This window comes from Streptomyces sp. NBC_01525 (genome assembly GCF_045040405.1).
Classification (GTDB): Bacteria; Actinomycetota; Actinomycetes; order Streptomycetales; family Streptomycetaceae; genus Streptomyces; species Streptomyces benahoarensis.
In genome coordinates this window covers 2,393,631-2,418,738 of the sequence record NZ_CP109397.1, presented here as the reverse complement: position 1 = coordinate 2,418,738, position 25,108 = coordinate 2,393,631, and the positions used below count along the sequence as shown (strand labels likewise).

29 protein-coding genes, 1 tRNA gene and 1 pseudogene are annotated in these 25,108 nt (G+C 73.5%); 22 read left to right on the top strand and 9 right to left on the bottom strand.

Annotated features, from left to right (window positions below; translation table 11 throughout):
• Nucleotides 1-29 precede the first annotated feature (29 nt).
• A complete protein-coding gene (locus OG422_RS10725; RefSeq protein WP_405742263.1) occupies nucleotides 30-2,216 on the top strand; it encodes a tetratricopeptide repeat protein in 2,187 nt (728 codons plus the stop codon).
• Between the two features lie 124 nt (nucleotides 2,217-2,340).
• On the opposite strand, the gene OG422_RS10720 is transcribed toward OG422_RS10725, so the two are convergent.
• The 4 genes from OG422_RS10720 to OG422_RS10705 form a co-directional block, all read right to left on the bottom strand.
• Nucleotides 2,341-2,505: a tectonin domain-containing protein gene (locus tag OG422_RS10720; protein WP_405742261.1), complete on the bottom strand. Its 165-nt coding sequence runs from the start codon at nucleotides 2,503-2,505 to the stop codon at nucleotides 2,341-2,343.
• Nucleotides 2,506-2,913: 408 nt separating this feature from the next.
• Nucleotides 2,914-3,084 carry a hypothetical protein gene (locus OG422_RS10715; RefSeq protein ID WP_405742259.1) on the bottom strand — a complete coding sequence of 57 codons (171 nt, stop codon included), beginning with the start codon at nucleotides 3,082-3,084 and terminating at the stop codon, nucleotides 2,914-2,916.
• A 2-nt stretch (nucleotides 3,085-3,086) separates the two neighbouring features.
• Nucleotides 3,087-3,545, bottom strand: coding sequence for a hypothetical protein (locus OG422_RS10710; RefSeq protein ID WP_405742257.1), 459 nt, complete (start codon nucleotides 3,543-3,545; stop codon nucleotides 3,087-3,089).
• Nucleotides 3,542-3,799 carry a hypothetical protein gene (locus tag OG422_RS10705; protein ID WP_143942825.1) on the bottom strand — a complete coding sequence of 86 codons (258 nt, stop codon included), beginning with the start codon at nucleotides 3,797-3,799 and terminating at the stop codon, nucleotides 3,542-3,544. The genes OG422_RS10710 and OG422_RS10705 overlap by 4 nt, the downstream gene beginning before the upstream one ends.
• Before the next feature lie 107 nt (nucleotides 3,800-3,906).
• Here OG422_RS10705 and OG422_RS10700 point away from each other — a divergent pair, with 107 nt between their 5' ends.
• From OG422_RS10700 to OG422_RS10670, 7 genes are all read left to right on the top strand, one after another.
• Complete coding sequence (locus OG422_RS10700) at nucleotides 3,907-4,734, top strand: Scr1 family TA system antitoxin-like transcriptional regulator (protein WP_405742255.1); 828 nt, start codon at nucleotides 3,907-3,909, stop codon at nucleotides 4,732-4,734.
• Complete coding sequence (locus OG422_RS10695) at nucleotides 4,731-4,937, top strand: DUF397 domain-containing protein (protein WP_405742253.1); 207 nt, start codon at nucleotides 4,731-4,733, stop codon at nucleotides 4,935-4,937. The genes OG422_RS10700 and OG422_RS10695 overlap by 4 nt, the downstream gene beginning before the upstream one ends.
• Before the next feature lie 190 nt (nucleotides 4,938-5,127).
• Nucleotides 5,128-5,640, top strand: a complete 513-nt coding sequence (locus OG422_RS10690; protein ID WP_405742251.1) for a hypothetical protein — start codon at nucleotides 5,128-5,130, stop codon at nucleotides 5,638-5,640.
• A gap of 463 nt (nucleotides 5,641-6,103) precedes the next feature.
• Complete coding sequence (locus OG422_RS10685; protein WP_405742249.1) at nucleotides 6,104-6,454, top strand: hypothetical protein; 351 nt, start codon at nucleotides 6,104-6,106, stop codon at nucleotides 6,452-6,454.
• A 137-nt stretch (nucleotides 6,455-6,591) separates the two neighbouring features.
• Nucleotides 6,592-7,278 carry a hypothetical protein gene (locus tag OG422_RS10680; RefSeq protein WP_405742247.1) on the top strand — a complete coding sequence of 229 codons (687 nt, stop codon included), beginning with the start codon at nucleotides 6,592-6,594 and terminating at the stop codon, nucleotides 7,276-7,278.
• Between the two features lie 471 nt (nucleotides 7,279-7,749).
• Entirely contained in the window at nucleotides 7,750-8,214 is a 465-nt protein-coding gene (locus OG422_RS10675; RefSeq protein WP_405742245.1) for a hypothetical protein, read from the top strand.
• Between the two features lie 156 nt (nucleotides 8,215-8,370).
• Entirely contained in the window at nucleotides 8,371-9,087 is a 717-nt protein-coding gene (locus OG422_RS10670; RefSeq protein WP_405742243.1) for a hypothetical protein, read from the top strand.
• On the opposite strand, the pseudogene OG422_RS10665 reads toward OG422_RS10670, so the two are convergent.
• Together OG422_RS10665 and OG422_RS10660 are read right to left on the bottom strand one after the other, a co-directional pair.
• A pseudogene (locus OG422_RS10665) lies at nucleotides 9,027-9,476 on the bottom strand (hypothetical protein); the annotation flags it as partial. The gene OG422_RS10670 and the pseudogene OG422_RS10665 sit on opposite strands and share 61 nt — an antisense overlap.
• 107 nt (nucleotides 9,477-9,583) lie before the next feature.
• A complete protein-coding gene (locus OG422_RS10660; protein WP_143942834.1) occupies nucleotides 9,584-10,897 on the bottom strand; it encodes an SGNH/GDSL hydrolase family protein in 1,314 nt (437 codons plus the stop codon).
• 343 nt (nucleotides 10,898-11,240) lie between these two features.
• Between OG422_RS10660 and OG422_RS10655 the strand changes: the two genes are divergently transcribed.
• The 5 genes from OG422_RS10655 (at nucleotide 11,241) to OG422_RS10635 (ending at nucleotide 15,795) form a co-directional block, all read left to right on the top strand.
• Entirely contained in the window at nucleotides 11,241-12,554 is a 1,314-nt protein-coding gene (locus OG422_RS10655; protein WP_143942835.1) for a DUF445 domain-containing protein, read from the top strand.
• Nucleotides 12,555-12,718: 164 nt separating this feature from the next.
• Nucleotides 12,719-13,456 carry a class E sortase gene (locus OG422_RS10650; protein ID WP_405747724.1) on the top strand — a complete coding sequence of 246 codons (738 nt, stop codon included), beginning with the start codon at nucleotides 12,719-12,721 and terminating at the stop codon, nucleotides 13,454-13,456.
• Between the two features lie 45 nt (nucleotides 13,457-13,501).
• On the top strand, nucleotides 13,502-13,735 hold the full coding sequence (locus tag OG422_RS10645; RefSeq protein WP_143943503.1) for a DUF3311 domain-containing protein: 234 nt from the start codon (nucleotides 13,502-13,504) through the stop codon (nucleotides 13,733-13,735).
• Nucleotides 13,732-15,312, top strand: a complete 1,581-nt coding sequence (locus OG422_RS10640; RefSeq protein ID WP_405742240.1) for a sodium:solute symporter — start codon at nucleotides 13,732-13,734, stop codon at nucleotides 15,310-15,312. Before OG422_RS10645 ends, OG422_RS10640 begins: the two co-directional genes overlap by 4 nt.
• 168 nt (nucleotides 15,313-15,480) lie before the next feature.
• Nucleotides 15,481-15,795: a DUF6412 domain-containing protein gene (locus OG422_RS10635; protein ID WP_405742238.1), complete on the top strand. Its 315-nt coding sequence runs from the start codon at nucleotides 15,481-15,483 to the stop codon at nucleotides 15,793-15,795.
• Between the two features lie 134 nt (nucleotides 15,796-15,929).
• Here OG422_RS10635 and OG422_RS10630 read toward each other — a convergent pair whose 3' ends face one another.
• Nucleotides 15,930-16,082, bottom strand: coding sequence for a hypothetical protein (locus tag OG422_RS10630; RefSeq protein WP_405742236.1), 153 nt, complete (start codon nucleotides 16,080-16,082; stop codon nucleotides 15,930-15,932).
• Nucleotides 16,083-16,101: 19 nt separating this feature from the next.
• On the opposite strand from OG422_RS10630, the gene OG422_RS10625 reads away from it, so the two are divergent.
• Both OG422_RS10625 and OG422_RS10620 read left to right on the top strand, forming a co-directional pair.
• Complete coding sequence (locus OG422_RS10625) at nucleotides 16,102-16,251, top strand: hypothetical protein (RefSeq protein ID WP_405742234.1); 150 nt, start codon at nucleotides 16,102-16,104, stop codon at nucleotides 16,249-16,251.
• A 193-nt stretch (nucleotides 16,252-16,444) separates the two neighbouring features.
• A complete protein-coding gene (locus tag OG422_RS10620) occupies nucleotides 16,445-17,302 on the top strand; it encodes a fumarylacetoacetate hydrolase family protein (protein WP_405742232.1) in 858 nt (285 codons plus the stop codon).
• 160 nt (nucleotides 17,303-17,462) lie between these two features.
• On the opposite strand, the gene OG422_RS10615 is transcribed toward OG422_RS10620, so the two are convergent.
• Nucleotides 17,463-18,590, bottom strand: a complete 1,128-nt coding sequence (locus tag OG422_RS10615; protein ID WP_405742230.1) for a Gfo/Idh/MocA family oxidoreductase — start codon at nucleotides 18,588-18,590, stop codon at nucleotides 17,463-17,465.
• 55 nt (nucleotides 18,591-18,645) lie between these two features.
• Here OG422_RS10615 and OG422_RS10610 point away from each other — a divergent pair, with 55 nt between their 5' ends.
• The 5 genes from OG422_RS10610 to OG422_RS10590 all read left to right on the top strand — a co-directional run bounded on the left by OG422_RS10610 (nucleotide 18,646) and on the right by OG422_RS10590 (nucleotide 22,683).
• Nucleotides 18,646-19,869, top strand: coding sequence for an ROK family protein (locus OG422_RS10610; RefSeq protein WP_405742228.1), 1,224 nt, complete (start codon nucleotides 18,646-18,648; stop codon nucleotides 19,867-19,869).
• Nucleotides 19,870-20,437: 568 nt separating this feature from the next.
• On the top strand, nucleotides 20,438-20,680 hold the full coding sequence (locus OG422_RS10605; RefSeq protein WP_405742226.1) for a hypothetical protein: 243 nt from the start codon (nucleotides 20,438-20,440) through the stop codon (nucleotides 20,678-20,680).
• Between the two features lie 137 nt (nucleotides 20,681-20,817).
• The gene (locus tag OG422_RS10600) at nucleotides 20,818-21,597 is read left to right on the top strand and encodes an HAD-IIA family hydrolase (RefSeq protein WP_143943497.1); all 780 of its coding nucleotides are present in this window, start codon (nucleotides 20,818-20,820) and stop codon (nucleotides 21,595-21,597) included.
• 140 nt (nucleotides 21,598-21,737) lie between these two features.
• Entirely contained in the window at nucleotides 21,738-21,986 is a 249-nt protein-coding gene (locus OG422_RS10595; protein ID WP_143943496.1) for a hypothetical protein, read from the top strand.
• Nucleotides 21,976-22,683: a class F sortase gene (locus tag OG422_RS10590; protein WP_405742223.1), complete on the top strand. Its 708-nt coding sequence runs from the start codon at nucleotides 21,976-21,978 to the stop codon at nucleotides 22,681-22,683. Before OG422_RS10595 ends, OG422_RS10590 begins: the two co-directional genes overlap by 11 nt.
• A 73-nt stretch (nucleotides 22,684-22,756) precedes the next feature.
• Here OG422_RS10590 and OG422_RS10585 read toward each other — a convergent pair.
• Nucleotides 22,757-22,830 (bottom strand) — tRNA-Lys (locus OG422_RS10585).
• 575 nt (nucleotides 22,831-23,405) lie between these two features.
• Here OG422_RS10585 and OG422_RS10580 point away from each other — a divergent pair.
• Together OG422_RS10580 and OG422_RS10575 are read left to right on the top strand one after the other, a co-directional pair.
• Nucleotides 23,406-23,825, top strand: a complete 420-nt coding sequence (locus OG422_RS10580) for an SsgA family sporulation/cell division regulator (protein WP_251076793.1) — start codon at nucleotides 23,406-23,408, stop codon at nucleotides 23,823-23,825.
• Between the two features lie 34 nt (nucleotides 23,826-23,859).
• Nucleotides 23,860-25,086 carry a hypothetical protein gene (locus tag OG422_RS10575; RefSeq protein WP_405742221.1) on the top strand — a complete coding sequence of 409 codons (1,227 nt, stop codon included), beginning with the start codon at nucleotides 23,860-23,862 and terminating at the stop codon, nucleotides 25,084-25,086.
• Nucleotides 25,087-25,108: the final 22 nt, after the last annotated feature.

Below are 25,108 nucleotides of genomic sequence, written 5' to 3'. Positions count from 1 at the left end.
GAGCGCGGCAGCGTGAGGAGCATGCGCCGATGAATGGGCCGACCGAGGGCCGGGCGGACAACAACGGCCGGGTTTACCAGTCCGGCGGGGACCAGCACATCACCGAGCACCACCACCACGGTGATGCCTGGCCCGCCACCCCGGGGTCGGCGCCGGACTCCGTACGGCGACCGGCCATAGGGCGCTCCCCGGTGGTCCTGCGGGACCGGGTGGATTTGATGGAGCGGCTGCGGACCGCCATCGAGGACGGCGGAGCCCATGACGTCTACGTGCTGTACGGCCTGGGTGGCTGCGGCAAGACCGCCGTCGCTTCCGAGATCTTCCGTTCCGCGACGGCCGAGGGCGGCCGGATCGGACTGTGGGTCAACGCCTCCGATCTGACCTCGCTGCGCGCCGGAATGCTCGCCGTCGCCGCGGACCGCGGGGCGGGCGAAGGCGAGCTGACCGCCGCGCGCAGCGGGCTGCGGGCCGCCGCGGACCTGGTCTGGGACCGGCTGGACCACTCCGACCAGCCGTGGCTGCTGGTGATCGACAACGCCGACGACCCGGCCATCCTGCGTGACGGCAGCTGGCTGCGCACCAGCCCGCGCGGCACCACCTTGGTCACCACCCGACAGGTTGCCGCGCATTGGTGGCCCGGTGCCGAGCTGCATCACGTGGGTGTGCTGCCGCGGGAGGACGCGGCACGGGTGCTGTGCGATCTGGCTCCGGAGAGCGGGACGGTGGAGGAGGCGGCCGAGATCGCGGACCGGCTCGGGCGGCTGCCGCTGGCGCTCACCCTCGCGGGCGGCTACCTGGCGCACCAGGTGATCGACCCGTGGAACATGGCGGAGTACGGGCGGGCCCTTGAGCGGGGGCCCGAGGCGGACGCCATCGACCTGCTGGACCAAGGCGCCGCGTACGGCAGCGGTCACGACTCGCGCCATCTCGCCAGCAGCACCTGGGAACTGTCCCTGGACGCACTGCGCACCCACGGGCTGCCCGAGGCCACCACCTTGATCCAGCTACTCGCCTGCTGGTCCCACGACCCGCTGCCGCTTCACCTGCTGGCCGGTACGGGCATCGGCGCGGTGCTGCCCCGCGCCCGGGTGGAGACGGCGCTCCGCGGACTGCTCGACCACTCGCTCACCCGCCTCGTACCCGGTCCGCCCCGCTGTGTGCGTACGCACGGGGTGCTGCTCGACAGCATCGCCCGGAGCACCCCGGCGGACCGTCGTGGGGCGCTGGTCGGCGCCGCCGCCGAGCTGCTCGGCACGGTGCTGCCCGAGGCCACGCAGCCGTGGGCGCGCGAGGATCCGTCACTCGCTCCGTACGCGCCGCACATCCGGGCGTTGCTGCGCCGGGCGTGCCAATGGACGGAGATCGGTCCGGAGCCCCTCGCCCGGGTGCTGGACTGCGCGTTGCGGCTCGTGACGGCCCTGCACCGGGCGGGCGACTATGCGTCCGCGCTGTCGGTGGCGCAGGACGCTCTCGCGACGGAGCTTCCGGACGCGAGCCACCCCGCGGTGATCGCGCTCCGCCAACGCGTCGGGCGGGCCCTCTACCGGCTCGGACGGTATGAGGAAGCGGAGGCGTCCCACCGCCGGGCCCTTGACGACTGCACCGCCGCGTTCGGCACGGAAGCCGTCGAGACGCTGGAGAGCTGTGTGGGACTGTCCTCGGTGCTGTTCTGGGGACTCGATCGGAAGACGGAGGCGGTGTCGCTGTTGCGGCGGGCCGTCGAGGGCCGGACCGTCACGCTGGGCGCAGCCCATCCGTCCACGCTCATCGCGCGGACCTACCTGCTGGAGTTCACGGTCGGCCCGGAGCTGGACCCGGTCACCGGCCCCGAGCTGCTGGCGGACTGCCGCACCGCGGTCGGCCCCGGGCATCCGATCACCTTGGCCGCCGAGCTGAACTACGCCTTCGCCCTGATCGTCAGCGGCCAGCAGCACCGGGCCCTGCCCCTGGTCCGCGGCGTGGTGGCCGCCTTCGAGCGCCGCTACGGACCGGACCACCCCAAGACCCTCGCCGGCCGCTCCTTGCTGAGCCGCGTCCTCGGTGAGCTGGGTCAGCGAGAAGAAGCGGTGGCGCAGGCCGAGCGGGTGGCCGATGCGCGGGCGCGGGTGCTCGGCCCGGAACATCCGTGGACCGCGTGGTCGTGGGAGCGGCTCGCGCAGCGGCGGCGGGCGGTCCGGGCAGGACAGGAAGGTGAGGACGAGCCCGACAGACCCTAGGCGTGTCGTTCGGTGGGTCACTCGCGTAGCCGTAGAGCGATCGGTGCGCGGTGACATTGCCCGGTGGAAGGGGGCGAGAGGCCCGTGCGGTCCCGGCAGGGCCTCTCGGGCTTGCTGACTGAGGTCAGCTCGGCTGGTCTCCGGTGTAGCGGTAGATTCCGCCGCCGGAGTTGACGTGCCAGACGGTGCCGTCGGCGGCCACCCCGATGTCTACGGCGTTACCGGGGATCCCGGTCCAGGGGTTGGAGTCGTATCCGGTGTACCGGTACATCTGGCCGAGGGAGTTCACCCCCCCACACGTGCGTCCTGGACCCCACCGAGATCGTCGTGAGACCACCGGAGACTTGCTGCCAGTCAGTCATGTTCGTGTCCCTTCGCCTCGAACGGTGCAAAGGGAACCTGCTGCCCGACAGAGACACCTAAACGATCGGGTATCCAGGTTGAATTCCGAGATCATCCAAAAATCGCCGTTTGGTAATTTTCACCCCTTCTGAATATAGGGAAGGCGGGCCGCCCCCAAGCGCATCAGGAGGCCGGAAACGCTGTAGCCCACAAGAAGGCCAGGGCGGCGGCCGGTTGGCCATCTCGTGGCCGAGAACTGTCCGACGGATCATGAATGAAGTCGGAGGTGAATGGCCGCGACGGTCGCGGCGCCATGGAATCGGCCCACTCCTGATCCGACGGAACGCTCCTCCCGCTACCGGCACTCCGGGCAGTTGACCGCCCGCAGCCATTCGTCGACGGTCTCGCCCTCCCCGGCGCCGCATTTGGGCCGGGGGTCGTCGTTGCCGATGAGTGCGTGGACGCGCAGGACGTCTTCGCCGACGGTGCCGGAGCGGGGCGCGTCCGGGCGCTCGGGGTCGGTCACGGCTACCTCCATGGGTCTTCGGCGAGGACGTGGAGCGGGTGGCTGAGCCCGCCGATGCGGTGCCGGAACGGTTCCGGTGGCGCCTGACCTGAATCGCCGGGCGGCTGACCCGGCCAGATGCTCAGCGTGTGGGTGCGCTCGGCCTCCGGGAGGGTGACGAACAGGGCGTGCCCGCGCTTGATGTGCTCGCGCGCGGCCCGCTCCTCACCCGCGTCCCACGCCCACGCCCGCACCTTCGCGGCGTGATCCGGTACGTCCGCCGCCCCGCGCGTCAGCCAGGCCCACGGCGACCGCACCGGCTCGGGCTCCACCCGTTCCGCCAGCCGCAGCGCCTGCCCGCGCAGCCACCGCACGGCCAGGACGGGGGAGACGGTCCACAGTGCGCAGACGGTGTACGTGGCGCCCTCGCCGGGCCCCGACGGCCGGGTTTCCAGGCGCACTTCGGCGAGATAGCCGGTCACAGGATCTCTCCCCGGCTGCGCGCGTTGACCAGCGTGATCCCCGCGATCAGCCGCTCGGCGCGGGACGCGCGGCGGATGTACGCGGCATCGGCGACCCACTCCACGCCGCCCGTCAGCGACCGCAGGGACCACGCCCCGCACAACTCCCCTTTGACGACGCCGAGACAGCGGCGGTCGGCGTCCGCGACCAGCTCACCGACCTCCGGCCGGTAAGGGACCTGATCGCGCTCCTCGGACCCACGTTCGACAGACACGATCGTTCCTCTCTGTAGTCATTCCACTACCAGGGGGGTGCAGCGTGACCTACGTTGGAGGCGTCGTTCAACGTGTGTGAGGGGGAGGAAAAGTTGGTGATCTACCCTTGAATCGCAAGGAGTTGGACCCGGACAGCTCGCCGGAGGCGGCGTTCGGGGCACGTCTGCGCACGTCGCGTGAGGAACGCGGCTGGAAGCAGGAGGAATTGGCCGAGCGGATGGGATATTCCGGCACGCATATCTCGGCGGTCGAAACTGGCCGCAAACGTCCGACTCTTCCGCTCGCCCGGCGGGCGGACGTAGCGCTGGGCACCGGAGAAGAATTCGAACGCGCGTGGCGGAAGCTCCAACACTCGGGCCTGCTGGAGGGCTTCCCGCAGTTCGTCGAGTACGAGGCGCAGGCGGCGGAGATCCGTCTGTACGAGGTCGGGGTGATACCGGGACTCCTTCAGACGCCGGAATACGCGACGGCACTGGCGGAGAGCGCCGTGAAGCGCGGCGCGATCACGGAGGAGCAGGCGGAGGAACGGGTCGCGCTCGTCGCGGAGCGGCAGGCGGCCCTCCTGCGGACGCCTCCGCCGCTGGTCTTCGTCGTGCTGGACGAGGGCTGCGTACGGCGACCTGTGGGCGGGGCGAAAGTCATGAACGCCCAACTGGACCGGGTGCTCGAATTCGCCGAGCTGTCCCACACCGTGGTTCAGGTGGCGCCGTTCGACATGGGGACGCAGCGCCCGTTCGACTTGCCGGTCACCGTGCTGACGCAGTCCGACCGCTCGCTCATGGCCTACGCCGAGTCCGCTCAGCAGGGGCACCTTGAGCGGGACATCACATTCGTGCTGCCTCTGCTGACGGCCTACCATCAGCTACAGGCCGAAGCGCCCTCCCAGGCGGAATCCGTGGCCATGATCAAGCAGTTGCGAAAGGGCTCCCCGTGACGACCGAATCTCCCCGCTGGTTCAAGTCCTCGTACAGCAACAATGGCGGCCAGTGCATCGAGGTTGCCGCCAACCTCGTTGCCTCGCGCGGCGTCGTCCCCGTCCGCGACTCCAAGGACCCGCAGGGCCCGGCGCTGAGCGTGCCCGCCACCGCCTTCGCGTCCTTCGTCGCGGGCGTGAAGGCGGACGAGTTCCGCGCCTGAGCTGGTCCGCGTACGGCGAAAGCCCCGTCCGTTCCTCCGCGTTGGAGGCCGGGCGGGGCTTTTTCTGCCCTCTCGCCGCGCCGCCGCCGGGGCCCTACCCTCGGGTGTGGGCACGGCGCATGGCGGGCCCGGCTCCCACGGGCCTCTCGTGAAAGAGTGGTCCGTCCGCCGAGAAGGAGAAAGACCCACCATGCGCCCTACTCGATTCCAGCAGTTCACGATCGACCTGATCACCAAGGCCGCGCATCCCGCGGTCAAGGGAGCGCAGACCTTCGGGGATGCCGGATTTACGGACGCCCCCGACTTCTCGGGCGAGGTGATCCAGTTCGCCAGCGGTGCCACGGCGTATCTGCACCATCCCGTCACGGCTCCCGTAGGTGAGAACTACGACCAGGCCGAGGCGCCGGTGGAAGGGGAGGAGGCCATCGAGCCCGTCGCGTTCCCCGACGGCTTCGGGCAGGGCGGCAAGATCAAGGTGCAGGACCTGGAAGCGTGGCTCCTGGCGCTCTACGCCTCCAGCGGGTCACGGGAGATCAAGAGCCTCAACGCCTGGTCGCAGCGTGACGGCGGCACACCGGAGCACGCCGGTGTCACCGTCACGTTCCACAGCGAAGGCATCATGCACGTCGCCGTCGCACACCTCCTGCGCCCGGGACAGAGCACGGACCAGCAGAAATGGTACGGACCCTCGTTGGAGGTCTGAGTGCAGCGTTTCGACCCCCGCACAGTGTGAAGGTAACTGCCCGGCGTGCGGCCAGACGGTCGGCTCCGAGTCGGGAGCACCCACCACTCCCCATCAACCCCCGGACGGCCGCGACATGTGCCCGGGCTCCGGACTGCCGGCTTTGTAGGCCCCGCCTGGCGCTCCCGAGTACGACGAAAGCCCCCCGGCCTCCTGAGTTGGAGGCCGGGCGGGGCTTCGTTCACGAATACCCCCGGGCGGCGCCTGCACCCAGGTGACCGGACGAATTCCGGGCCTGAGCTGGTCCGATGTGCGGCGGCGGGCTCGGAAAGCCGCTGCCGCACCCTCCCTCGTTCCTGGCCGGACCTGAACACCGGGGCGGCAACATGTAGCGCCCGCATCGCGTCGTGACCACCCTGCGGGATGCGCCTTCGCGGCGAGGCCCGGGGGCGATCTCCTGGCCCGACAGTCCGGCAACCGGCGGATGAGGAAAGGGAGTTCAGCGGGCCGTGCTTGCCGATCGGCGAGTACGGCCCGTATTCCGTGCGGCTGCGGCGGCAGGTCGAGGGCCCCGGCCTCTTCGCCGGACGCACTGCGCCGCGTCGGCACCGTCCGCCTCACCGGCACCCACGCACTCGTACCGCTGCACCCCGCCGGGGACGCCCGCATCGAACTCGCCGAGGTGGCGGACTGGTTCGCCCTCGCCCGCCCGTCCGCCGCGGCCGCGCTGACGGTCACCGTGTCCGCGTGGACGACGGAGGTGTTCGCGGACGCGATCCGGGCAGTGACGGGACTCTCGGGCCTGATCCTCATCACGGTCTCCACGGAGGTCTGACATCGGCAGGAAGGGGCGCCGACCTGGCCGCGCTGCGATCACACAGCCACATCAAGCACATCGAGGTCATCCCACCCACGACCGGCTGTCACAGGGGAGCTATAGCCTGAGCGGACGTTCGAACGTCATACGAGAGGATGCGGACGGTGCTGCCTGCTTACGCGGTCGAGGTCGGAACCGAACCGATGGTCCGTCCGGCACGGAACTCGGTGGGAGGCCGGCCCTTCCTCGACCGGGGCCAGGAGTGGCCCGAGTGCTTCTGCGGTGAGCGGATGACGCTGTTCTTCCAGTTCGACATGCCCAGGGACGTGGAGCCTTTCGGCGGAGACCACCTCCTGGTCTTTCACTGCCGGGCGCACAACGATGCGTCCGAGCCCCAGCTCGCCGACGGCCGGCTCGTACCGAAGTACTGGGACGCTCCGCAGCCGCCCTACCCGGCGCCGTTCTGGCGTGTACTGATACAGAGCGGTGCGGCGCTGCCGTCCCCGGAAGCCGAACCGTCCGTGTGTGCGCTGCCGCTGGCTCTGCGGCCTTTCGCGGACACCTCCGACGAGGAGGGCGGCGGGGCCCAGACCTTCAAGGTGGGCGGTAACCCGTCCTGGGCGCAGGAGCCCGAGGAGTACACGTGCGCGTGCGGCGCGGACCTGGTGTACGTCTGCCAGGTTCCCGAGGGCATGGACTTCGCCGTCCACCCCGGTCTGCCGGAACAGCCCTACAGCGTCAGGGCCGACACCTACTGGCTGTTCCTGGGCAACGAGGTCTACCTGCTGGCGTGCCCGGACCGCTGCGATCCGGCGGCCGTCTGGCCGGTCAACCAGAACTGACACGTCGGCGCCGCCGCCCCTGACGCGCCCCGGCGGTGCCCGGTGGCCGCCACCGTGAGCAGGCGGCCACCGCTCCGGTGGCCGCAGAGTTCCCCGCCGGTCTCCGCGACCCAGGCCAGCCAGCGGCCGTCGCCGAGCCGGTGCCGGATCCAGTGTTCGGCTTCTTCCAGGGGGCGGTCCGGGTCCGGTGGCTGCCCTGCGTGGTCCTCCTGCTTGAACCTCCAGCACAGTTAGGCCAAGGGACGCGCATCGGCGGGGCGGGCCGGGCGCACGGTGAAGTCTGTGGTCATGGGGTGAGTTTCGCGGCTGCGCCACCGTGACGTGAAGGGATTTCCGCCCGGCTGCGGGCGCCGTTTCCGGGAGGGGCCGAGATCCGTCCCGATATAGGGGTAGCGCGGTGCAACGCAACGCCGCGGAGGGGCCTCTCACCGGGCGTCAGCAGACTTCAGCTCTTCGCACCAGAGGATGCTCATGAACCACCGTTATGTCTCCGGCGCCGCCGTCCTCGCCTCCGCCGCCGCCCTCGTCGCCACCGTGTCCGGCGCCGCCGTGGCCGCCCCGCATGCGGCACCCGCCTCGCCTGCGTCCGTCCGGGCCACGGTCTGGAAGCCGTGCCACCCGCCCACGGGGTACCGGCACTTCCTCAAGCTGAACTCCGCCAAGAACACCGGCGGCAAGACCGTCGTGCGCGTGACCCCGGAGACGTGCAAGTACAACGCGGCCAACGACGAGGAGGTCGTCTACACCCCGACCGGGCCGGCCCGGTCGTTCGGCTTCGTGCGGGGCGCCACCGTCACGGTCTTCAAGGGCAACACCGCCGTGAAGGTCACCCCGGAATGGCTGACGAAGCACAAGCTCACCAACACCCCGCACTTCGCCTACCGCCTCAACGGCCAGGGCAAGGTCACGGCCATGCAGGAGATCTACCACCCGTAGGGGCGCATATGCCGTCCGAGCCGCGCCGGTCACGAGGCGCGGTCCGGACGGTCCGGACCGGACCGGACGGCCCGGAAAGGCCAACGGTCAGGGCGGCCACGCTGATACTCTGCGCTCTTCGCCGGTCGCCCGGACGGAGTCCCCGGCAGGCCGCACATGTCTCCTCACCGGCAGCACCTCATGACCGCGCTCGACGCGCTGGACCGCGCGTTCGCCCGCGAAGAGCCCTTCCCCGTCGACGGGTGCACGCACTGCTACGGCGAGCGGGGCCTCGCCGAACTCGCCGGACCGCTGCACCTGATATCCGACGACATGGTCTCCTCCGTCGCCCAGGAGGTGCCCAGCCACTGGGACGACTTCCCCCGCCTCTACCGCCGGCTGACCCCGCGCATCATCCGCCCCGTCGTCACCGGTGAGTTCCACGTCGACGAGGACCTCATCGCCACCCGCTTGCTGGAGGCGTCCTGGACCACGTGGGACAAGCCCCTGGCCGATGCCCTCCGCGACGTCTGGTCGGCCTGGTGGCGGGACACTTTGCACACCCATCCCAGCCCCGTGCGCATCAGGGAGACCCTCAGCCTCATCACCGTCGCCACCCACACCCTGCGCCCCTGGCTGGACGTGTGGACCGACACCCGCACCCCGGCCGCCGACGCCCACCTCGCCGACCTCATCGACGACGTGATGTTCGAGTACGAGATCACCGACCTGCGCCTGGGCTTCTACGACGAGTACCACGCGACCCCGGAGCTGCTGGACTGGCTCCTCACCGACGCCCGGGGCCGCGTCGAGGACGCCTGCCTGGACCACCCCTACCTCCTGGAACTCCACCGGGAGATGGGCGGACGCCCTGACTCCCCGGACAGTCCTTGACCCAAGGGGCAGTCCAGCTCCGGCAGCGCGCGGTTCGGGGAGCAGCACACCAGCGCCAGGGACAGGAACGCCGGACGTTCGAGGGAGAAGCCGTGGGAGACATCACCGCCCCACCCGAGCCGGGCGGCGGCGCAGCGGGCCAGCGCCGCCGGCCGCCCACGGTCGCGGTCCGGCTCCGCGGCGAACCGGGACGCGTACCCGGCGAGCCGATCCCCGAGCCAGTCGGCCGCCGCCGCCGGCTCGTCCCAGGTGCCGCGCACCAGGGCGCCCGGCTTGATCAGCCAGTGCGCCGTCTCCAGCGGCGGAAGATCCACGACGGGGAACTCCGCTGCCACCTCCCGGTACCGCTGGACCAGTTCCGGCCTGCCGTCTGCCGGCGGGCGTTGTGGCCGGCGGGTTTCTCCTCGCCCCGCAGGAAGCGGGCGACGTTCTCCCGGGAGGCCGGGCGGGGCTCTCGTTCCGTTTCCAGCGGGCTTGCGCCGCGCCCGGCGGGGCCTCAGAGCGACGCCGGTGCCGCCCGTCGCAGATGCTCCAGGTTCACCGCATCGGCCATCGCCCGGTAGCCCGCGTCGCTGGGGTGGAGGTGGTCGCCGGAGTCGTACGACGGGCGGAGGCGTTCGGGGGACCACGGGTCGCGGAGGGTCTTGTCGAAGTCGACGACCTCGTCGAAGACGGCGCCGGAGCGGATGGTCGCGTTGACCGTGCGGCGGACCGCGTCGAGCTCGGCGGTGTAGCCGCGGTGGCCGCTGAACGGGGTGAGCGTGCCGCCGGTCACCCGCAGGCCGCGGGCGTGGGCGTCGCTGACGATCTGCCGCATCCCGGCGAGGATCTTCTCCGGGTCGTACTGGCGCGGCGTCTTGAGCAGGTCGTTGATGCCGATCTCCACCAGGACCGCCTTCACGCCGCTGCGCGAGAGCGCGTCCCGGTCGAGGCGGGACAGCACACTGGGGCCGTTGTTGGGGGAGAAACGGGAGCCGTTGACCAGCAGGCGGTTGCCGCTGATGCCCTGGTTGAGGACGCCGTAGCGGGGCGCGCCCGGCTCGGTGCGCAGGCGGGCGGCGAGGAAGTCCGTCCAGCGGTGGTTGGCGCCCGCGGTGGAGGTGATGCCGTCGGTGATCGAGTCGCCGATGACCACGACCGCGCCGTGCGCCTCGGTGCTCCACACGTCGACGCCCGTCAGATACCGCCAGTACGGGCTCTGCTCCGTGTACGCCGCGCCCGTCGTGTCCTCCGTACGGTCGCCGCGCGCCAGATATGACGTCTGCCGGGCGTACGGGTGGTACGTGGCGGGGCCGGACGGTGACGGGGAGTACGTGGTGACCAGCAGGTCCGCGTCCTGCGGGACGGCCAGCCGGACCGGGTCGCTGGTGACCGCGCCGCCCGCCGGGATGGTCACCGCCGAGCGGCCGCCGAAGGCGAGGCGCCGCATCGTGCCGGGCGCGGCCGTCGGGTCGCTGGGCGCCGCGGCGAGCGCCAGGGAGGCGTGGCTGACCGGCAGCGGGCGGGTGCCGTAGAGGTTCGACAGCTGGATGCGGGCGCTGGAGCCGCCGACGCTGCTGTGCACGACGTTGCGGATCGACATGCCCGCGTAGCCGTCCAGGGTGCCCGGCTCGGCCGCCGCGGCCGCCGCGGACCACGTACCGACCCACTGACCGGAGACGGCGGGCGCCGCCGGGTCGCGGGGCTGGTGCGTGGCGTTGTTGCCCCAGGACCCGCCGGTGCCGCCGAAGCCGACGAAGATGGCGGTCGAGACGAGCACCACCACGGCCGCCAGACCGGCGAGCAGGGCGTAGCCCACACTTTTGTTCATGCGGGGCGGATCTCCTGGGACGGCGGAGCCGCGGGCTCCGGGCGGGCAGGGGCTGCCGGGCGCGTCGGCTGCCGCGCCTCCGCCGGGCGGAGGGCGGCGGACCTGGACGTCCGGCGATCAGCGGCACCGTTGCGGTCCGATCGGTCCCGCCATGATCCCACGGCGGATTCGGGGGGCGCCCGCCGCCCTTTGCGCGCCCCCTCCTGGTCCGGACGCGCGGGACTCGTGGTTCGTTCCATGGGTGGGTCACAGTTGACCCACGCGGCCTCCCGCGGCCGGGACCCGGCGCGGCGCGGCCGGTCCGTGGTGCGCCGCACCGCGGGATTCGGGAACGGTGGAGTGGATGGAACGCACGCAGACGACGTCGGTGCCGCACGCGGCCCAGCCGGGCGGCACCGGCCCGGGGACCGCCGCCGACCAGGACAGACGTCGGGCCGTACGGCGGATGAAGACGCTCGCCACCGGCCTGCTGCTGGTGGTCGCGCTGATCTACGTCCTGGCGAAATGGGCCGGGGCGGCCGGTGCCGGGGGCTGGGCCGGATATGTCGCCGCGGCCGCCGAGGCGGGCATGGTGGGCGCGCTGGCCGACTGGTTCGCGGTCACCGCGCTGTTCAAGCGGCCCATGGGGCTGCCCATCCCGCACACCGCCATCATCCCCACCAAGAAGGACCAACTGGGGCAGAGCCTCGGCGAGTTCGTCGGGGAGAACTTCCTCTCCGACGAGGTGGTGCGCCGGCGGCTGCGCTCCGTCGGCATCGGCCGTCGCCTCGGCGGCTGGCTGGCGGAGCCCCGTAACGCCGACCGGGTGACCGCCGAGCTGTCCACCGCGCTGCGCGGCGCGCTGACCGTGCTGCGCGACGCCGACGTCCAGGCGGTCGTGGGGGAGGCCATCACCCGGCGGGCCGACGCGCAGGAGATCGCGCCGGGGCTCGGTGCCCTGCTCGGCAAGGTCGTCGCGGACGGCGGCCACCGGCGGGTGGTGGACCTGGTGTGCGCCCGCGCCCACGACTGGCTGGTCCTGCACGGTGACTCGGTGATGAGCGCGGTCTCCGGAGGCGCGCCCGGCTGGACGCCGCGGTTCGTCGACCGGAAGGTGGGCGACCGGGTCTACAAGGAGCTGCTGCGCTTCGTCACCGAGATGCGCGACATGCCCGAGCACCCGGCGCGCGGCGCGCTGGACCGCTTCCTCACCGACTTCGCCACCGACCTGCGCACCGATCCGGACACCCGGGCCCGCGTCGAACGTCTCAAGTCCGAGGTGCTGGGCCGTGGCGAGGTGCAGGACCTCATCGCGTCCGCCTGGGGCTCGGTCCGCGCGATGATCGTCGCGGCGGCGGAGGACGAGCACAGCGAACTGCGGCAGCGGGCCCGCGCGGCCCTGCTCTCCCTGGGGCGGCGCCTCGCCCGCGACGAACGGCTCCAGGGCAAGGTCGACGGCTGGCTGGAGGGCGCCGCCGTCTACGTCGTGACGACGTATCAGCACGAGATCACCGCCCTGATCACCGACACCGTCGCCTCCTGGGACGCGGAACAGACCTCCCGGAAGATCGAGGCGCACATCGGCCGCGACCTTCAGTTCATCCGGATCAACGGGACGGTGGTCGGGGCGCTGGCCGGGTTGGGGATTTATGTGGTGTCGCGGGTGTTCGGGGGGTGAGGGGCCCGGGCCGGGGGCTGGGGGGTGGCGCTTGCCTCCCGGCCGGGCCCGGCTCCCGGCCGCGCCCGGCCCGCCCCCGTTTCGGCCCCGTCCACCCCCTGGTGACCTCAGCCCCCAACGTCTACCGTGCCCGCGTGCAGGGGTCCTGGGAGCGGGCGGTCGCGATGCGCGGGCGGCGGCGGGCGCCGGGGCGGGCGGTGCGGGCGCTCGCCGAGGTGACGGTCACGCTCGGCGTGGTCCTGCTGCTGCTCGTCGTCCACCAGCTGTGGTGGACCAACCGCCAGGCCCACGACGCCGCGCAGGACCGCGTCGGGCAACTGGAACGCCAATGGGCCCACCCGGAACGTCCGCCCGTCCCGCCACCCGCCGAGGTCCCCGGCGCCTCACCGACGACGGGCCCCGCCCCGCGTCCTCGTACCCCGGCCGCCCGGCCCGCGCCGCCGCCCCGTCCGGACGCCGGGTACGCCGTCCTCCGCATCCCCCGCCTCGGTCTTGACGTCCCGGTCGCCGAGGGAACCGGCCGCGCCGCGGTCCTCGACAAGGGGTATGCGGGGCACTACCCGGGCACCGCGCAGCCCGGCGACACCGGCAACGTCGCGCTGGCCGGGCACCGCAACACCCACGGCGAGCCGTTCCGCCACCTCGACCGGATGCGGCCCGGCGACACCGTCCGCATCGACACCGCCGACGCCGTCCACACCTACGTCGTCCGCGCCGTCCTGCCCCGCACCACCCCCGGCGACACCGGCGTCCTCGCCCCCGTCCCGCGCAGCACCGTCCACCCCGCGTACGGCTTCACCGCCCCGGGCGCGTACCTCACCCTGACGACCTGTACGCCGGAGTTCACCTCCACGTACCGGCTGATCGTCTGGGCGGTGCTGCGCGGCACCCGGCCGCGCTGAGGCGGCCTGCCGCTCCCGGCAGGGCACCGCCTAAGCTCTCGCCCCGTGCGAAACCAGACACCCGGCGGCGCGCCCCCGGGCTCCCGCAAGCGCCCGGCGCTGCTGTGGCTGCTGCTGCCCTACGTCCTCTTCCTGGCCGCGTTGCCGCTCGTCAACCGGCTCACGCCGACCGTGTTCGGGCTGCCGTTCCTCTTCTTCTGGATGCTGCTGGCGACCGTGGCGACACCGGGCGCGGTGTGGCTGGCGCGCCGTGGTGACCTGCGGCGGGGGCACCGATGAAGGCCACCGTCGCCACCTCCGTCTTCGCCGCCTTCATGGCGCTGACCCTCGCGCTCGGCCTGCTGGCGGTCCGCGCCCGGCGCGGCGGACGCCGTGAGCGCGGGCTCGCCGAGTGGTCGGTCGGCGGCCGCAGCCTGGGCACCGTCTTCATCTGGGTGCTGATGGCCGGGGAGAGCTACACCAGCTTCAGCTACCTCGGCGCCGCGGGGTGGGGCTACCGGTTCGGCGCCCCGGTCCTCTACGTCATCGCCTACATGTCCTGCGGCTATGCCCTGGGCTACGTCGTCGGGCCGATGCTCTGGGCGTACGCGCGCCGCCACGGACTGGTCGGCATCACCGACATCGTCGCGCACCGCTACGGCCGCCCCTGGCTGGGCACCGCCGTCGCCCTCTTCGCCACCGTCTGTCTGCTGCCGTACATCCAGCTCCAGATCACCGGCATGGGCGTCGTCGTCTCGACGATCTCCTACGGCGCGATCAGCCTCCGCTGGGCCTACTTCCTCGGCTTCGCCCTCACCACCACCTTCGTCGTGGTCAGCGGACTGCGCGGCAGCGCCTGGGTCTCCGTCCTCAAGGACGTCCTGGTCATCGCCACCCTCGGCTTCCTCGCCGTCTACGTACCGCTGCACTACTTCGACGGCTACGGCGCCTTCCTCGACCGGATGGTCGCCGAGAAGCCGCAGTGGCTGACGTTCCCCGGGCACGAGTCGGGCGGTCTTGGCCAGGGCTGGTTCCTCTCCACCACCGTCGTCAACTCCCTGACCGTGGTGATCTTCCCGACGACCGTCGCCGGATACCTCGGCGCCCGCAGCGCCGACACGCTGCGCCGCAACGCCGTCTACCTCCCGGCGTACAACGTGCTGCTGTTCGTTCCGGTGGCGCTCGGCATGGCGGCGCTGTTCGTGGTGCCGGGGCTGACCGGCGCCCAGTCCGACCTGGCGCTCTTCAAACTGGTCACCGACTCCCTCCCGGCCTGGGCGGTCGGCGTGATCGGGGTGGCCGCGGCGCTCTCCTCGATCGTCCCGATGGCGGTGTTCATGCTGGTCATCGGCACGATGTGGGGCCGCAGCGTGTTCGGTGCGCGGTCCGGCGGCCGGACGGGTACGGGCCCGGAGGCACCGGTCGACGGCCCGGCCGGACAGCGGCAGAAGCGGTGGTCGCAGCTGGTCGTGGTCGCCGCCGGAACCCTCGCGCTGCTCCTGACCTACTTCGCCCCGCAGACCCTTGTCCGCCTCTCCCTCATCTCGTACGAGGGCATGGCCCAACTGGTGCCGATGCTGCTGCTGGGGCTGGTCTGGCGACGGCTGACCTGGCAGGCGGCGGTCGCCGGGGCGGCGGCCGGGATCACCCTCGTCTGCACGGCGGTCTTCAGCGGCCACGACCCGCTCTGGGGCGTCAACGCCGGACTGCTCGCGCTCGCGCTGAACGTCGCGGTCGCCCTCACCGTCACCCGCTTCGGACCGCGCGAACGGGACGAGCGGCCGGACGGTGAGGTGCTGGCGGTGGAGGACGAGTTCCCGCGGGTGGGGGAGCGGGAACAGGGTGACGCGGTGGGCGCGACGGACGCGGTGAGCTGACGGGTGAGGCGGGCGGACCAGGCGGGACCCGGAGTTCCCACTCCGCCCACCCGCCTCCTGAACCCTCCGCGCCCTGGTTACCCTTGACGCCGCGACAGGCCCCGCGCCGTACGGGAGCGGGTCGCGCCGGGGCCGCCCGGCGCACCGATCACCGTGAGGAGGCGCCCGATGTCCCGCATCGCCGAGATCTGGCGGCTCCACACCTCCGCCCTGGCGCTCCTCGTCGTCGGCCTGCTGCTGGCGGAGAGCGGCCTGGCCACGGCGCTCACCGCGGCCGCGACCACCGGCGCCGTCGTGCTGCTGTGCCGGGCGTTCCTGCTGGGGCTCCTCGCCGGATGCGCCCGGCCGATGCCGCCGGGCCGGGTCCGTACCGCGATCCGGGACCGTGAACGGCGCACCGCCTTCCTGCCGCAACGCGACCCGGACGCCGCGGGCCGCCCGCGCCCCCGGGCACCGGGCCGCGCCCTCCCGACGGCCGCGTAGACGCACCGCGGGCACTCCGCCCGCACCGCCCGCCGGGCCCCCGCATCCGGGGGCCCGCCTCGGCAACGTACCCAGGGCCCGCCCTGGACGCAGGCGCTGGCCGACGGCGGCCCGTTCGGCCCGCACGGCCTGGTCTACCTGGGCCTGTTCGCGCTGGTCACCGCCGTCGCCACCTGGAACGTCCGGCGGGCGCGGGCCGCGGCGGCCCGGCTGCCGGACGCCGCCGCCCCCGCGCTGCCGGGCGCCGCGGGCCTGACCAAGGCGCTGCCGCTGCTCTCGTACGCCACGCTGATCACCGTCGCGGTGGTGCCGCTCGCCGCCGCGCTGTACGTCGTCACCACCACGGCGTGGACGGCCGCCGAGCGGGCCCTCCTCCACCGCGACCGGCCCGCCATGGCGGCCGGGGCGAGCCCGGACGACGGCGCCCGGGCGGACGCCGTGCCCGCCCGGAGCTGAGCCGGGCGGCCGGAAACCGCGCCCCGGTGCCCGTCGGGGCGCGGGTTTCCGGCCCCCCGCTCCCGCACGTGGACGGGGGTCTTGCGGAGTGGTCGGGGTTCTTGGACGATCGGCCAATTGCTCGATGGCCGTCCCCATCGGCCGGACCGGGAGGACCCTTCCGGGCCGACCTTCGACCACGGGAGTGGTACCGATGAAGCTGCTGCGTGTCGGAACGACAGGGGCGGAACGCCCGGCACTGCTCGACGCGGACGGGGTGCTGCGGGACCTGTCGGGCCTGGTACCGGACATCGACGGGGCGCTGCTCGCCGACGACGCCGCGCTGGCCCGCGTCCGGACGGCAGCCGGTTCGGGCGACCTGCCCGTTCTCGACGCGGCGGGGCTGCGCACCGGCCCGCCCGTCGCCCGGATCGGCAAGGTCGTGTGCATCGGGCTGAACTACCACGACCACGCCCGCGAGACCGGCGTGGCCGTCCCCGAGGAGCCGATCATCTTCCTGAAGGCGCCGGACACGGTCGTCGGCCCCGACGACACGGTGCTGGTGCCGCGGGGCGCCGAGAAGACCGACTGGGAGGTCGAACTGGCCGCCGTCATCGGCCGCACCGCCCGCTACCTCCCGGACGACGACGCGGCGCGCGCCGCCGTCGCCGGGTACGCCGTCGCCCACGACGTCTCCGAGCGGGCCTTCCAGATCGAGCGGGGCGGCCAGTGGGACAAGGGCAAGAACTGCGAGACCTTCAACCCGCTGGGACCCTGGCTGGTCACCGCGGACGAGGTGCCCGACCCGCAGTCCCTCGGCCTGCGGCTGTGGGTCAACGGCGAGCTGAAGCAGCGCGGTACGACCGCCGAGCAGATCTTCCCGGTGGCCGAGGTGGTGCGGTACGTCAGCCAGTTCATGACGCTGTACCCGGGCGACGTCATCAACACCGGCACCCCGGCGGGGGTGGCCATGGGGCAGCCGGAACCCAAGCCGTATCTGCGGGCGGGCGATGTGGTCGAGCTGGAGATCGACGGCCTGGGCCGCCAGCGCCAGCAGCTCAAGGACGCCTGACCGGACGCCGTCTGACGGGATGACATCCCGCGGGACGGTGCCCGGGCGCGTCGCTACGGCAGATCTTGGGGCCCGCCATATCCGACGGGCGGGGCGTCGTGCCGGGGGCAGGCGTCCGAACTCGGGTGTCCGACCCGGGCTCGGGGCCCGGGGCCCGGCCTCAGGCGTCCGGTATCTCGATCCGGACCGTGCGGTCCTCGGCCGCCGACCGTTTCGCGGCCTCCAGGACCCGCAGGGCCGCCGCGGCTTCCGCCGCGGTCACCGGTGGGCGACCGCCCTCGCGCAGGGCCCGGGCCACCGCCGCGTAATACGCCGGATAGGCGCCGGGCAGCGTCGGCACCGGCGTACCGCCCCCGGTCTGCGGGGACTCCCCGGCGCCGAGGCGGCCCCAGGCGGACTCCGGCTCCGCGCCCCAGGCCGCGCCCTCGGCGCCGGGCCGGGCGCCCGCGCGCAGCGCCGCCTCCTGCGGGTCGAGGCCGTACTTCACATAACCGGCCGCGCTGCCCAGCACCCGGAAGCGCGGGCCCAACTGGGCGGCCGCGGCGCTCACCCACAGATGGGAGCGGACCCCGCTGGTGTGGGTGAGCGCGAAGAAGGTGTCGTCGTCGGCCTCCGCGCCGGGCCGCCGGACGTCGGACTCGGCGTAGACGGACGCGACGGGCCCGAAGAGCGTCAGCGCCTGGTCGACGAGGTGGCTGCCGAGGTCGTAGAGGAGGCCGCCGATCTCCGCCGGGTCGCCGGACTCGCGCCAGCCGCCCTTCGGGCGCGGCCGCCACCGCTCGAAACGCGACTCGAAGCGCCGGACCTCGCCGAACGCCCCCTCGTCGAGCAGCTTGCGCACCGTGCGGAAATCGTTGTCCCAGCGGCGGTTCTGGAAGACGGAGAGCAGCAGACCGCGGTCGGCGGCGAGCGACGCGAGGCGGTCGGCCTCGGCGGCCGTCGCGGCGAGCGGCTTGTCGACCACCACCGGCAACCCCGCCTCCAGCGCGGCGGACGCCAGCGCCACATGCGTCTTGTTGGGCGTCGCCAGGACGATCAGATCGAGATCACCGGCGCGGGCCAGAACCTCCTCGGGGCCCGCGACCGTCCGCACCCCGGGGTGCTCCGCGCGGGCCTGCGCCTGCCGCTCGGGGCTGCGGGTCGAGACGGTGTCCAGCACCAGCCCCTCGGCCGCGGCGATCAGCGGCGCGTGGAACACCGAGCCCGCCAGGCCGTAACCGATCAGGCCGACGCGGAGCGGGGCGCCGTCGCGTGCCGTGGGCGCGGGGATGCCGGGGAAATCGTTCATGAATCCACTTAAGCAACAGTGTTGCCAAAGCGCAAGGGATGGGGACAATGGAGAGGTGACCAGTAACGACCACGGGCCGCCGGAGCACCCCGGAGCGACGGCCGCCGCGTCCCTCGCCGCCGGTGCCGCGGCCGGTTTCAACCTCCCCGCGCTGCGCGGACACAACGCCGCGCTGGTCCTCGGCCTGCTGCGGGCGGCGGGGGAGGAGGGCGTCAGCCGCCTGGAGCTGGCGGCGCGTACGGCGCTGACCCCGCAGGCGGTCAGCAAGATCACCGCCCGGCTGCGGGCCGAGGGCCTGGCGGTGGAGGCGGGCCGCCGCGCCTCCACCGGCGGCAAACCCGCCACGCTGCTGCGGCTCGTCCCCGGCGCCCGCCACGCGATAGGCATCCACCTCGACCGTGACGAGGCGGTCCTCGTCCTCGCCGATCTCGCGGGCGCCCCGGTGGCGGTCCGCCGCGCCCCGCTCGACCTCACCGCGGGCGCCGGGCCGGTCCTCACCGCGGTCGCCCGCGAGGTCGCCGCGGTACGGGCGGAGGCCGACGCGCCCGGTGTGCTGGGCGCCGGGGTCGCCTGCCCCGGCCCGCTCGACCACACCACCGGCGTGCTGCGCCGGGTCACCGGCGCCCCGGGGTGGGACGGCTTCCCGCTGCGCGACGCCCTCGCCGCGCGGCTGGACCTCCCGGTCGTCGTCGACAAGGACACCAACGCCGCCGCCCTCGCCCTGGCACACGGCCCCGGCCGTCCCGGCTCGTTCGCCTATCTGCATCTGGGGACGGGCCTCGGCGCCGGTCTGGTGCTGGACGGCGCCCTGTACCGGGGGCCGCGCACCGGCGCCGGGGAATTCGGCCATCAGGTGGTGTGGTGGGACGGCCCGCGCTGCGCATGCGGGCGGCGCGGCTGCGTGGAGGCGCTGTGCCTGGCGGCACTCGCCCGCGATGATCTTCCCGGCGCCGCCCGCGCGTTGGGTGTCGGCGCCGCCAACCTCGTGGAACTGCTGGACATCGACCGCATCCTGCTGGGCGGCCGCACGGTCGCCACGCACCCGGACGTCTTCCTGCGCGGCGTGACCGAGGAGCTGACGGACCGGGCCGCCGCTCGCGGGTCCGCGCGCCCCTCGGTGGCGGTGGTCCCGGCCGACGGCCCAGGGACGGTGGCGCAGGGGGCGGCGCAGCTGATCCTCGGGCCGCTGTTCGGCGCTTCGTCGGGGTCGGCTGCTGTGCCGCAACGGGGGGTGGTTTCGGAGGAGTCCGAGGTACGGGCGATGACTGCGCTTCCGTAGCGGCAGGTGCCTCCGCAGGGGGCGGTTGCCGGGGACCCGTCCCGGGCTCGTGGCGGCGGCTGAGGAAGGCCGGGAGAGCCCGGTGGGTGGCGGCTGTCCCGCTGGCGGGCGTCCGGGCCGCCGTGGTGGGCGGGGGCTCGGTCGGCGCCTGGCCGGCCCCTCAGGCGGTGGCGCTCGGCCGAGTCTGCCCGGCGAACGGCCATGCCCGCCCGGCGAACGGCCGAGCCCGCCCGGCGCCTGGCCGTGATTGCCCGGCGCGGCGAACGGCCGAGCCCTCCCGGCGCCCGACCGGCCCCTTCTGGCAGCGGTACCCGGCGCCACCCGTGTACCCGACCCTGACGAAACATCATCTGATAAGGCGACATCCCATGCCCGGTCGGGTGCACCCGCGCCCGGCCTCTCGGCGGTGGCCGTCGGCCGTGGCAGGGTCCGGCACGTGCGGTGCGCGGTGGCCGTGTCGCCGCGTGCCCCGGCCAGCGAGCAGCAAAGGACCGCGCCATGGCGACGCACCCGCCCGAGCCCCTGCCCACCGGGGTGGCCCGGCCTCCCGCAGCCGCCGCAGGTCCGCATGGCCCGGCCGCCCCGGTCTGTGAAGTTCCTCGACTACCTGCTCTCCGAGCCCGTCCAGTGCCAGGTCTCCGCGGTCGGCGGCGGCTTCGCCGCCCGCCAGGACATCAAGGCCACCGACGCCCACGCCACCGAACTGGCCGTCCTCATGAAGGGCGTCGACGTCTTCGAGCCCGACTGGAAGGACATCGACAAGAACCTCGGCGGCTACCTCGACGCCTGGCGCAAGGCCACCGGCAGCTGACCCGATCCACCGGGGACGGGGCGCCCGCCGCCCCGTCCCCGGCCCGTTTCCCGGCGCACGTAGGCTGGGCTGGGCGAGCAGGCCCCGCCGGGTTACCGTCGGCGCCCCAGGCCAACACGTACGGCAGGAGTCCGGCAGTGGCAGAGCGCAAGCCGATCGAGTCATGGCTCACCGACATGGACGGCGTCCTGATGCACGAGGGCATCCCCGTCCCCGGCGCGGACGCCTTCATCAAGCGGCTGCGCGAATCGGGTCGCCCCTTCCTCGTCCTGACCAACAACTCCATCTACACCCCGCGCGATCTGCACGCCCGGCTGAGCCGCATCGGCCTCGACGTGCCGTGGGAGTCGATCTGGACGTCCGCGCTGGCCACCGCGCAGTTCCTGGACGACCAGCGGCCCGGCGGCACCGCCTACGTCATCGGTGAGGCGGGCCTGACCACCGCGCTGCACGACATCGGCTACGTCCTGACCGACCACGCACCCGATTACGTAGTTCTGGGCGAAACCCGGACTTACTCCTTCGAAGCCCTCACCAAGGCGATCCGGCTGATCAACAACGGCGCCCGCTTCATCGCCACCAACCCGGACGAGACCGGGCCGTCAGCCGAGGGCGCGCTGCCCGCCACCGGTTCGGTGGCCGCACTCATCACCAAGGCGACCGGCGTCGAACCGTACTTCGTCGGTAAGCCCAACCCGCTGATGATGCGGCACGGCCTCAACGCCATCGGCGCCCACTCCGAGAGCTCCGCGATGATCGGCGACCGGATGGACACCGACATGCTCGCCGGTCTGGAGGCGGGCATGGAAACCTTCCTCGTCCTCACCGGCCTCACCCGCCCCGAAGAGGTCGAACGCCACCCCTTCCGCCCCTCCCGCGTCGTCGACTCCATCGCGGACCTCGTCGACCTGATCTAGGACCTGGCGGACCGGGGCCCGGCGGGACGGCCGGGCCCCGCCACCCGTCACCCCCGCTCACCTGAACGGGGCACCGGCGCCGCGCCCCGGATGCGGGCGCCCGCGCCTGGGCGGACCTTCGGAGTATGCGGAGGTTCACCATGCGCTCGCTACTGCTCACACTCTGTGCCCTGCTCGCGGTCTGCGCGGCGGGAGGTACCGCGACGGCGGCGCCCGCGCGCGCGACGGCCCGTCCCGTCGCGAGCGGCACCGCCGCCGAGATGAGCGGCGCCCAGGCGGTCGGTCTGGTCCTGGCCGGCGGCGCGATACTGATCATCGCCGGGCAGCTGCTCCGGCTCCGGCTCCGCATCCGCCGCGAGCGTCAAGGCGGCGGCACCGATGACCACTGAGCTGCACCCCGTCCGGCCCCTCGCCCGCCCCGCCGACCCGCCCCCGCGCGCCGATCCCCGTACGGAGCCCGCGCCCGCCGCCGGTCGCGGCCGCTGGTTCACCGGTGCCGCCTGGGCGGTGCTGCTGCTCGGCCTCTGGCTCTGGGGCAGCGACGCCGCCCGCAGCGCCGCCGTCGCGCAGCTCACCACCACCGGCGACATCGCCGCCGTCGGCCGCCCGCCCGGCCCCACGCCGCCCCGCGCCCACCCGCCGCTGCCCGTCTCCGCCGCCGGAACCCCGCGCGCCCTCACCGTCCCCGCCCTCGGCCTGCGCGCACCGCTCGCCCCCGGCCCCCCGGACGCCGCCGCCGTCCCCGCCGCCCCGGCGGACGGCCCCGCCGGGTGGTACGCCTACGGGCCGCAGCCCGGCACCCCGGGCGCCGCGGTCCTCCTCGCACGGGGGCCCACCGCCGGGGGTCCGGCCCGCCTCACGCCCGGCGCCCGGGTGGACGTCCGCCGCGCCGACGGCGCCACGGCCCGCTTCACCGTGGAGGACGTCCGGCTCTACCCGCCCGGCAAGGCCCTGCCCGCCACAGCCACCGCCGCCCGCGACCCGCACCGCGCCGAACTCCGCCTGATCACCCGCCGCCCCACTGCCCCGACCGTGGTCGTCTCGGCCTTCCTGAGCGGGTACGACACCGGGGGCGCCGCGCACTGAACCGGCCGGACGTGGCCCGGACCTGGGCATACGACGAAGGCCCCCACCGGAGTGGGGGCCTTTCGCCTGTCTGTGCGCCGCCAGGGACTCGAACCCCGGACCCGCTGATTAAGAGTCAGCTGCTCTAACCAACTGAGCTAGCGGCGCCTGCTGACCTGAAGAACTTTACACGACCTTCCCGGGTTCCCCCGGCCACTCCGGACCACCCCGGGCCTTTTCATGCCTCCAAGGGCGGTGAGGTGCATCACACGGCCGTGGGGCTCGGGCGGCGACGGGCCCGGCCGGGCGAAAGTCCCGTGATCTTGGGACCTTCGGCAGGTGGGGCGTCCGCCACGGTCTGTGAGGATCGAAGCCACGGTATTGCGCCATTGGCCGGACCGCCGACGTGCGGCCCGGGGCGCCCCTTGCGAGGCTGGGACGGGAGCGGGGCGAGGCGCGAACGGACGGAGGTGGCAGCGATGACGGGATATCAACGCACGGTACGAACAGGTCAGATGGGGTCACCGGCGCCCGCGCCCTGCCCGCTGCCGGGCCCGGCCGTCGTAGCGGGCCGGTGCCCCCGGGCCGCCCGCCGAAGCGACTGCCACCGGCCGTCCGGCGCGATGGTCTCCGTCACTCGTTACCTGCCTTTTGCAACCCCGTCAGGCCCCCTCACGTCTGCTAAGACGCGCACCCCGCCCGGGTCCGCCGGGACCGTCCCTCCCTCGGAAAGGTTGATCGTCATGGTGTCGACAGCCAAGCGCACCCTCGACATGTCCCTGCTGCTCGGCCCGGACGACGAGGTGCCGGTGGCGGGCCGGTTCAGCTACCGCAGCGACCGCCCGTACGAGGTCGAGGTCGCCTTCATCAGCCGTGGAGTGACGGCCGCCACCTGGGTGTTCGCCAGGGAACTGCTGCTGGGCGGGGTGCGCGGCGAGGAGGGCGAGGGCGACGTACGGGTGTGGCCGCAGGTCGCGGCGGACGGGCGGCGCCGGGTGCACATCGAGCTGTTCAGCGACGACAGCGTCTGCGAACTGTCGGTGCGGGCCACGGAACTGACCGCCTGGCTGGAGCAGACGGCGGCGATCGTGCCGCCCGGCGAAGAGGACCGGTACCTGGAGCTGGACACCCACCTGGCCCGGCTGCTGGCGGGGAAGTGCTGAGACGGCGATGACTGTGACGACGGTGAGGACGACGATGACGACCGGGACCACGACCGCCGAAGCCCCGGAGACGGCCGCCCCCGCGCGGCGCCGCCCGACGGTGCCACCCGCGCAGCGCACCGGCCGGTCCGCGACCGTCCCCCGGCAGGGCTCCGGCCCCGAGCCCCGGACGGCCGCGGGCGCCGTGCCCGGCGACGCCGACGCCCGTACCGCGGGCGCGGGCACCCACGACCCGCGGGCGCACGGCTTCCTGCCGGAGCGGCCGCCGGTGCGCAGCATGATCGGAACCTGGACTCTGCTGGACGCCCTGGCGCGGACCGCTGCCCTCGCGCCGGGCGCCGCGGACGCCGTCGCCGCGGTCGAACGGTCCGGCCGGGCCGGTGAGCTGACCGCGTTGCGGCAGCGGGTGTCGCGGCTCTCCCCGCGCAATGCGGAGGCCGCCGCGATGCGGATCGCCGTGATCGCGGTGGCCTGCGGCTGGTCCGGGCTCGACCCGCAGGCCCCGGCCGCCAGACGGTGCGCCGACACCGGCTTCCTCGACCTGTGGTCCGCCATTGCGCACCGCATCGACCACGACCAGTTCGTGGCGCTGCCCGCGCTGTCGCTGCACAACTGGGCGCCGGAGCGCAAACCCCGCCGCCATCTGCCGATCGATCAACTCGCCCGCACCGAACAGCTCGTACCGATCGTGCGCTGGGCCCCGGAGAGCGAGCCGCTCTGCCGCCTCGACCGGCTGATGCTCGCCGTGACCCGCCTGGAGGCGCACGGCATCTGGCTCTTCCGCCTCGCCGAAACCCTCGCCGGACGCGCCCCCGACGACTCCTCCACCCGCACGGCACTGCGCCGCCTGGTCCGCATCCAGCACGCGCTCCGCGCCCAACTCCACGAAGAGGCCGCCGAGCTGGCGGACGCCCCGGCGACTGCCCGGCAGTCCGAGGTGATCGGGACGCTCGCCGGGCAGGGCGCCCTGGAGCCGCCCGTGCTCCAGGCGGCGGACGCGGTCCTCGGCATCGGCGGCCGCCGCATGGGGGAGGGCGGCCGTCAACTGCTCCGCCGGCATCTCCCGGCCCATCACCGTGCCTGGCTCAGTGCCATGGACCGGCACTGTGCCCCGGTCCGCACCCTCGCCCACCGCGGCGGCCCCGACGCCGCCGTCTACCGCGAGGCCCAGGAGTCCCTGATCGCCCTGCGCCGCACCTACACCGCACTGATCCAGTCCGCCGCCGCCCCGGCCTCCGCCCCCCTCAGCGTCGCGGCCTGACCGCCCCCGGCACACCGCCGCG

Excerpts from the sequence above, each read along its gene's own strand:
- OG422_RS10635 (WP_405742238.1), top strand. The coding sequence starts at position 15,481 with ATGTCCCGCATCGCCGAGATCTGGCGGCTCCACACCTCCGCCCTGGCG.
- OG422_RS10595 (WP_143943496.1), top strand. The coding sequence starts at position 21,738 with ATGCGCTCGCTACTGCTCACACTCTGTGCCCTGCTCGCGGTCTGCGCG.
- OG422_RS10590 (WP_405742223.1), top strand. The coding sequence starts at position 21,976 with ATGACCACTGAGCTGCACCCCGTCCGGCCCCTCGCCCGCCCCGCCGAC.
- OG422_RS10680 (WP_405742247.1), top strand. The coding sequence starts at position 6,592 with ATGCGGACGGTGCTGCCTGCTTACGCGGTCGAGGTCGGAACCGAACCG.
- OG422_RS10660 (WP_143942834.1), bottom strand. The coding sequence starts at position 10,897 with ATGAACAAAAGTGTGGGCTACGCCCTGCTCGCCGGTCTGGCGGCCGTG.
- OG422_RS10650 (WP_405747724.1), top strand. The coding sequence starts at position 12,719 with ATGCGCGGGCGGCGGCGGGCGCCGGGGCGGGCGGTGCGGGCGCTCGCC.
- OG422_RS10725 (WP_405742263.1), top strand. The coding sequence starts at position 30 with ATGAATGGGCCGACCGAGGGCCGGGCGGACAACAACGGCCGGGTTTAC.
- OG422_RS10670 (WP_405742243.1), top strand. The coding sequence starts at position 8,371 with ATGTCTCCTCACCGGCAGCACCTCATGACCGCGCTCGACGCGCTGGAC.
- OG422_RS10580 (WP_251076793.1), top strand. The coding sequence starts at position 23,406 with ATGGTGTCGACAGCCAAGCGCACCCTCGACATGTCCCTGCTGCTCGGC.
- OG422_RS10575 (WP_405742221.1), top strand. The coding sequence starts at position 23,860 with ATGACGACCGGGACCACGACCGCCGAAGCCCCGGAGACGGCCGCCCCC.
- OG422_RS10690 (WP_405742251.1), top strand. The coding sequence starts at position 5,128 with ATGCGCCCTACTCGATTCCAGCAGTTCACGATCGACCTGATCACCAAG.
- OG422_RS10655 (WP_143942835.1), top strand. The coding sequence starts at position 11,241 with ATGGAACGCACGCAGACGACGTCGGTGCCGCACGCGGCCCAGCCGGGC.
- OG422_RS10675 (WP_405742245.1), top strand. The coding sequence starts at position 7,750 with ATGAACCACCGTTATGTCTCCGGCGCCGCCGTCCTCGCCTCCGCCGCC.
- OG422_RS10685 (WP_405742249.1), top strand. The coding sequence starts at position 6,104 with ATGAGGAAAGGGAGTTCAGCGGGCCGTGCTTGCCGATCGGCGAGTACG.
- OG422_RS10615 (WP_405742230.1), bottom strand. The coding sequence starts at position 18,590 with ATGAACGATTTCCCCGGCATCCCCGCGCCCACGGCACGCGACGGCGCC.
- OG422_RS10620 (WP_405742232.1), top strand. The coding sequence starts at position 16,445 with ATGAAGCTGCTGCGTGTCGGAACGACAGGGGCGGAACGCCCGGCACTG.
- OG422_RS10605 (WP_405742226.1), top strand. The coding sequence starts at position 20,438 with ATGGCCCGGCCGCCCCGGTCTGTGAAGTTCCTCGACTACCTGCTCTCC.
- OG422_RS10640 (WP_405742240.1), top strand. The coding sequence starts at position 13,732 with ATGAAGGCCACCGTCGCCACCTCCGTCTTCGCCGCCTTCATGGCGCTG.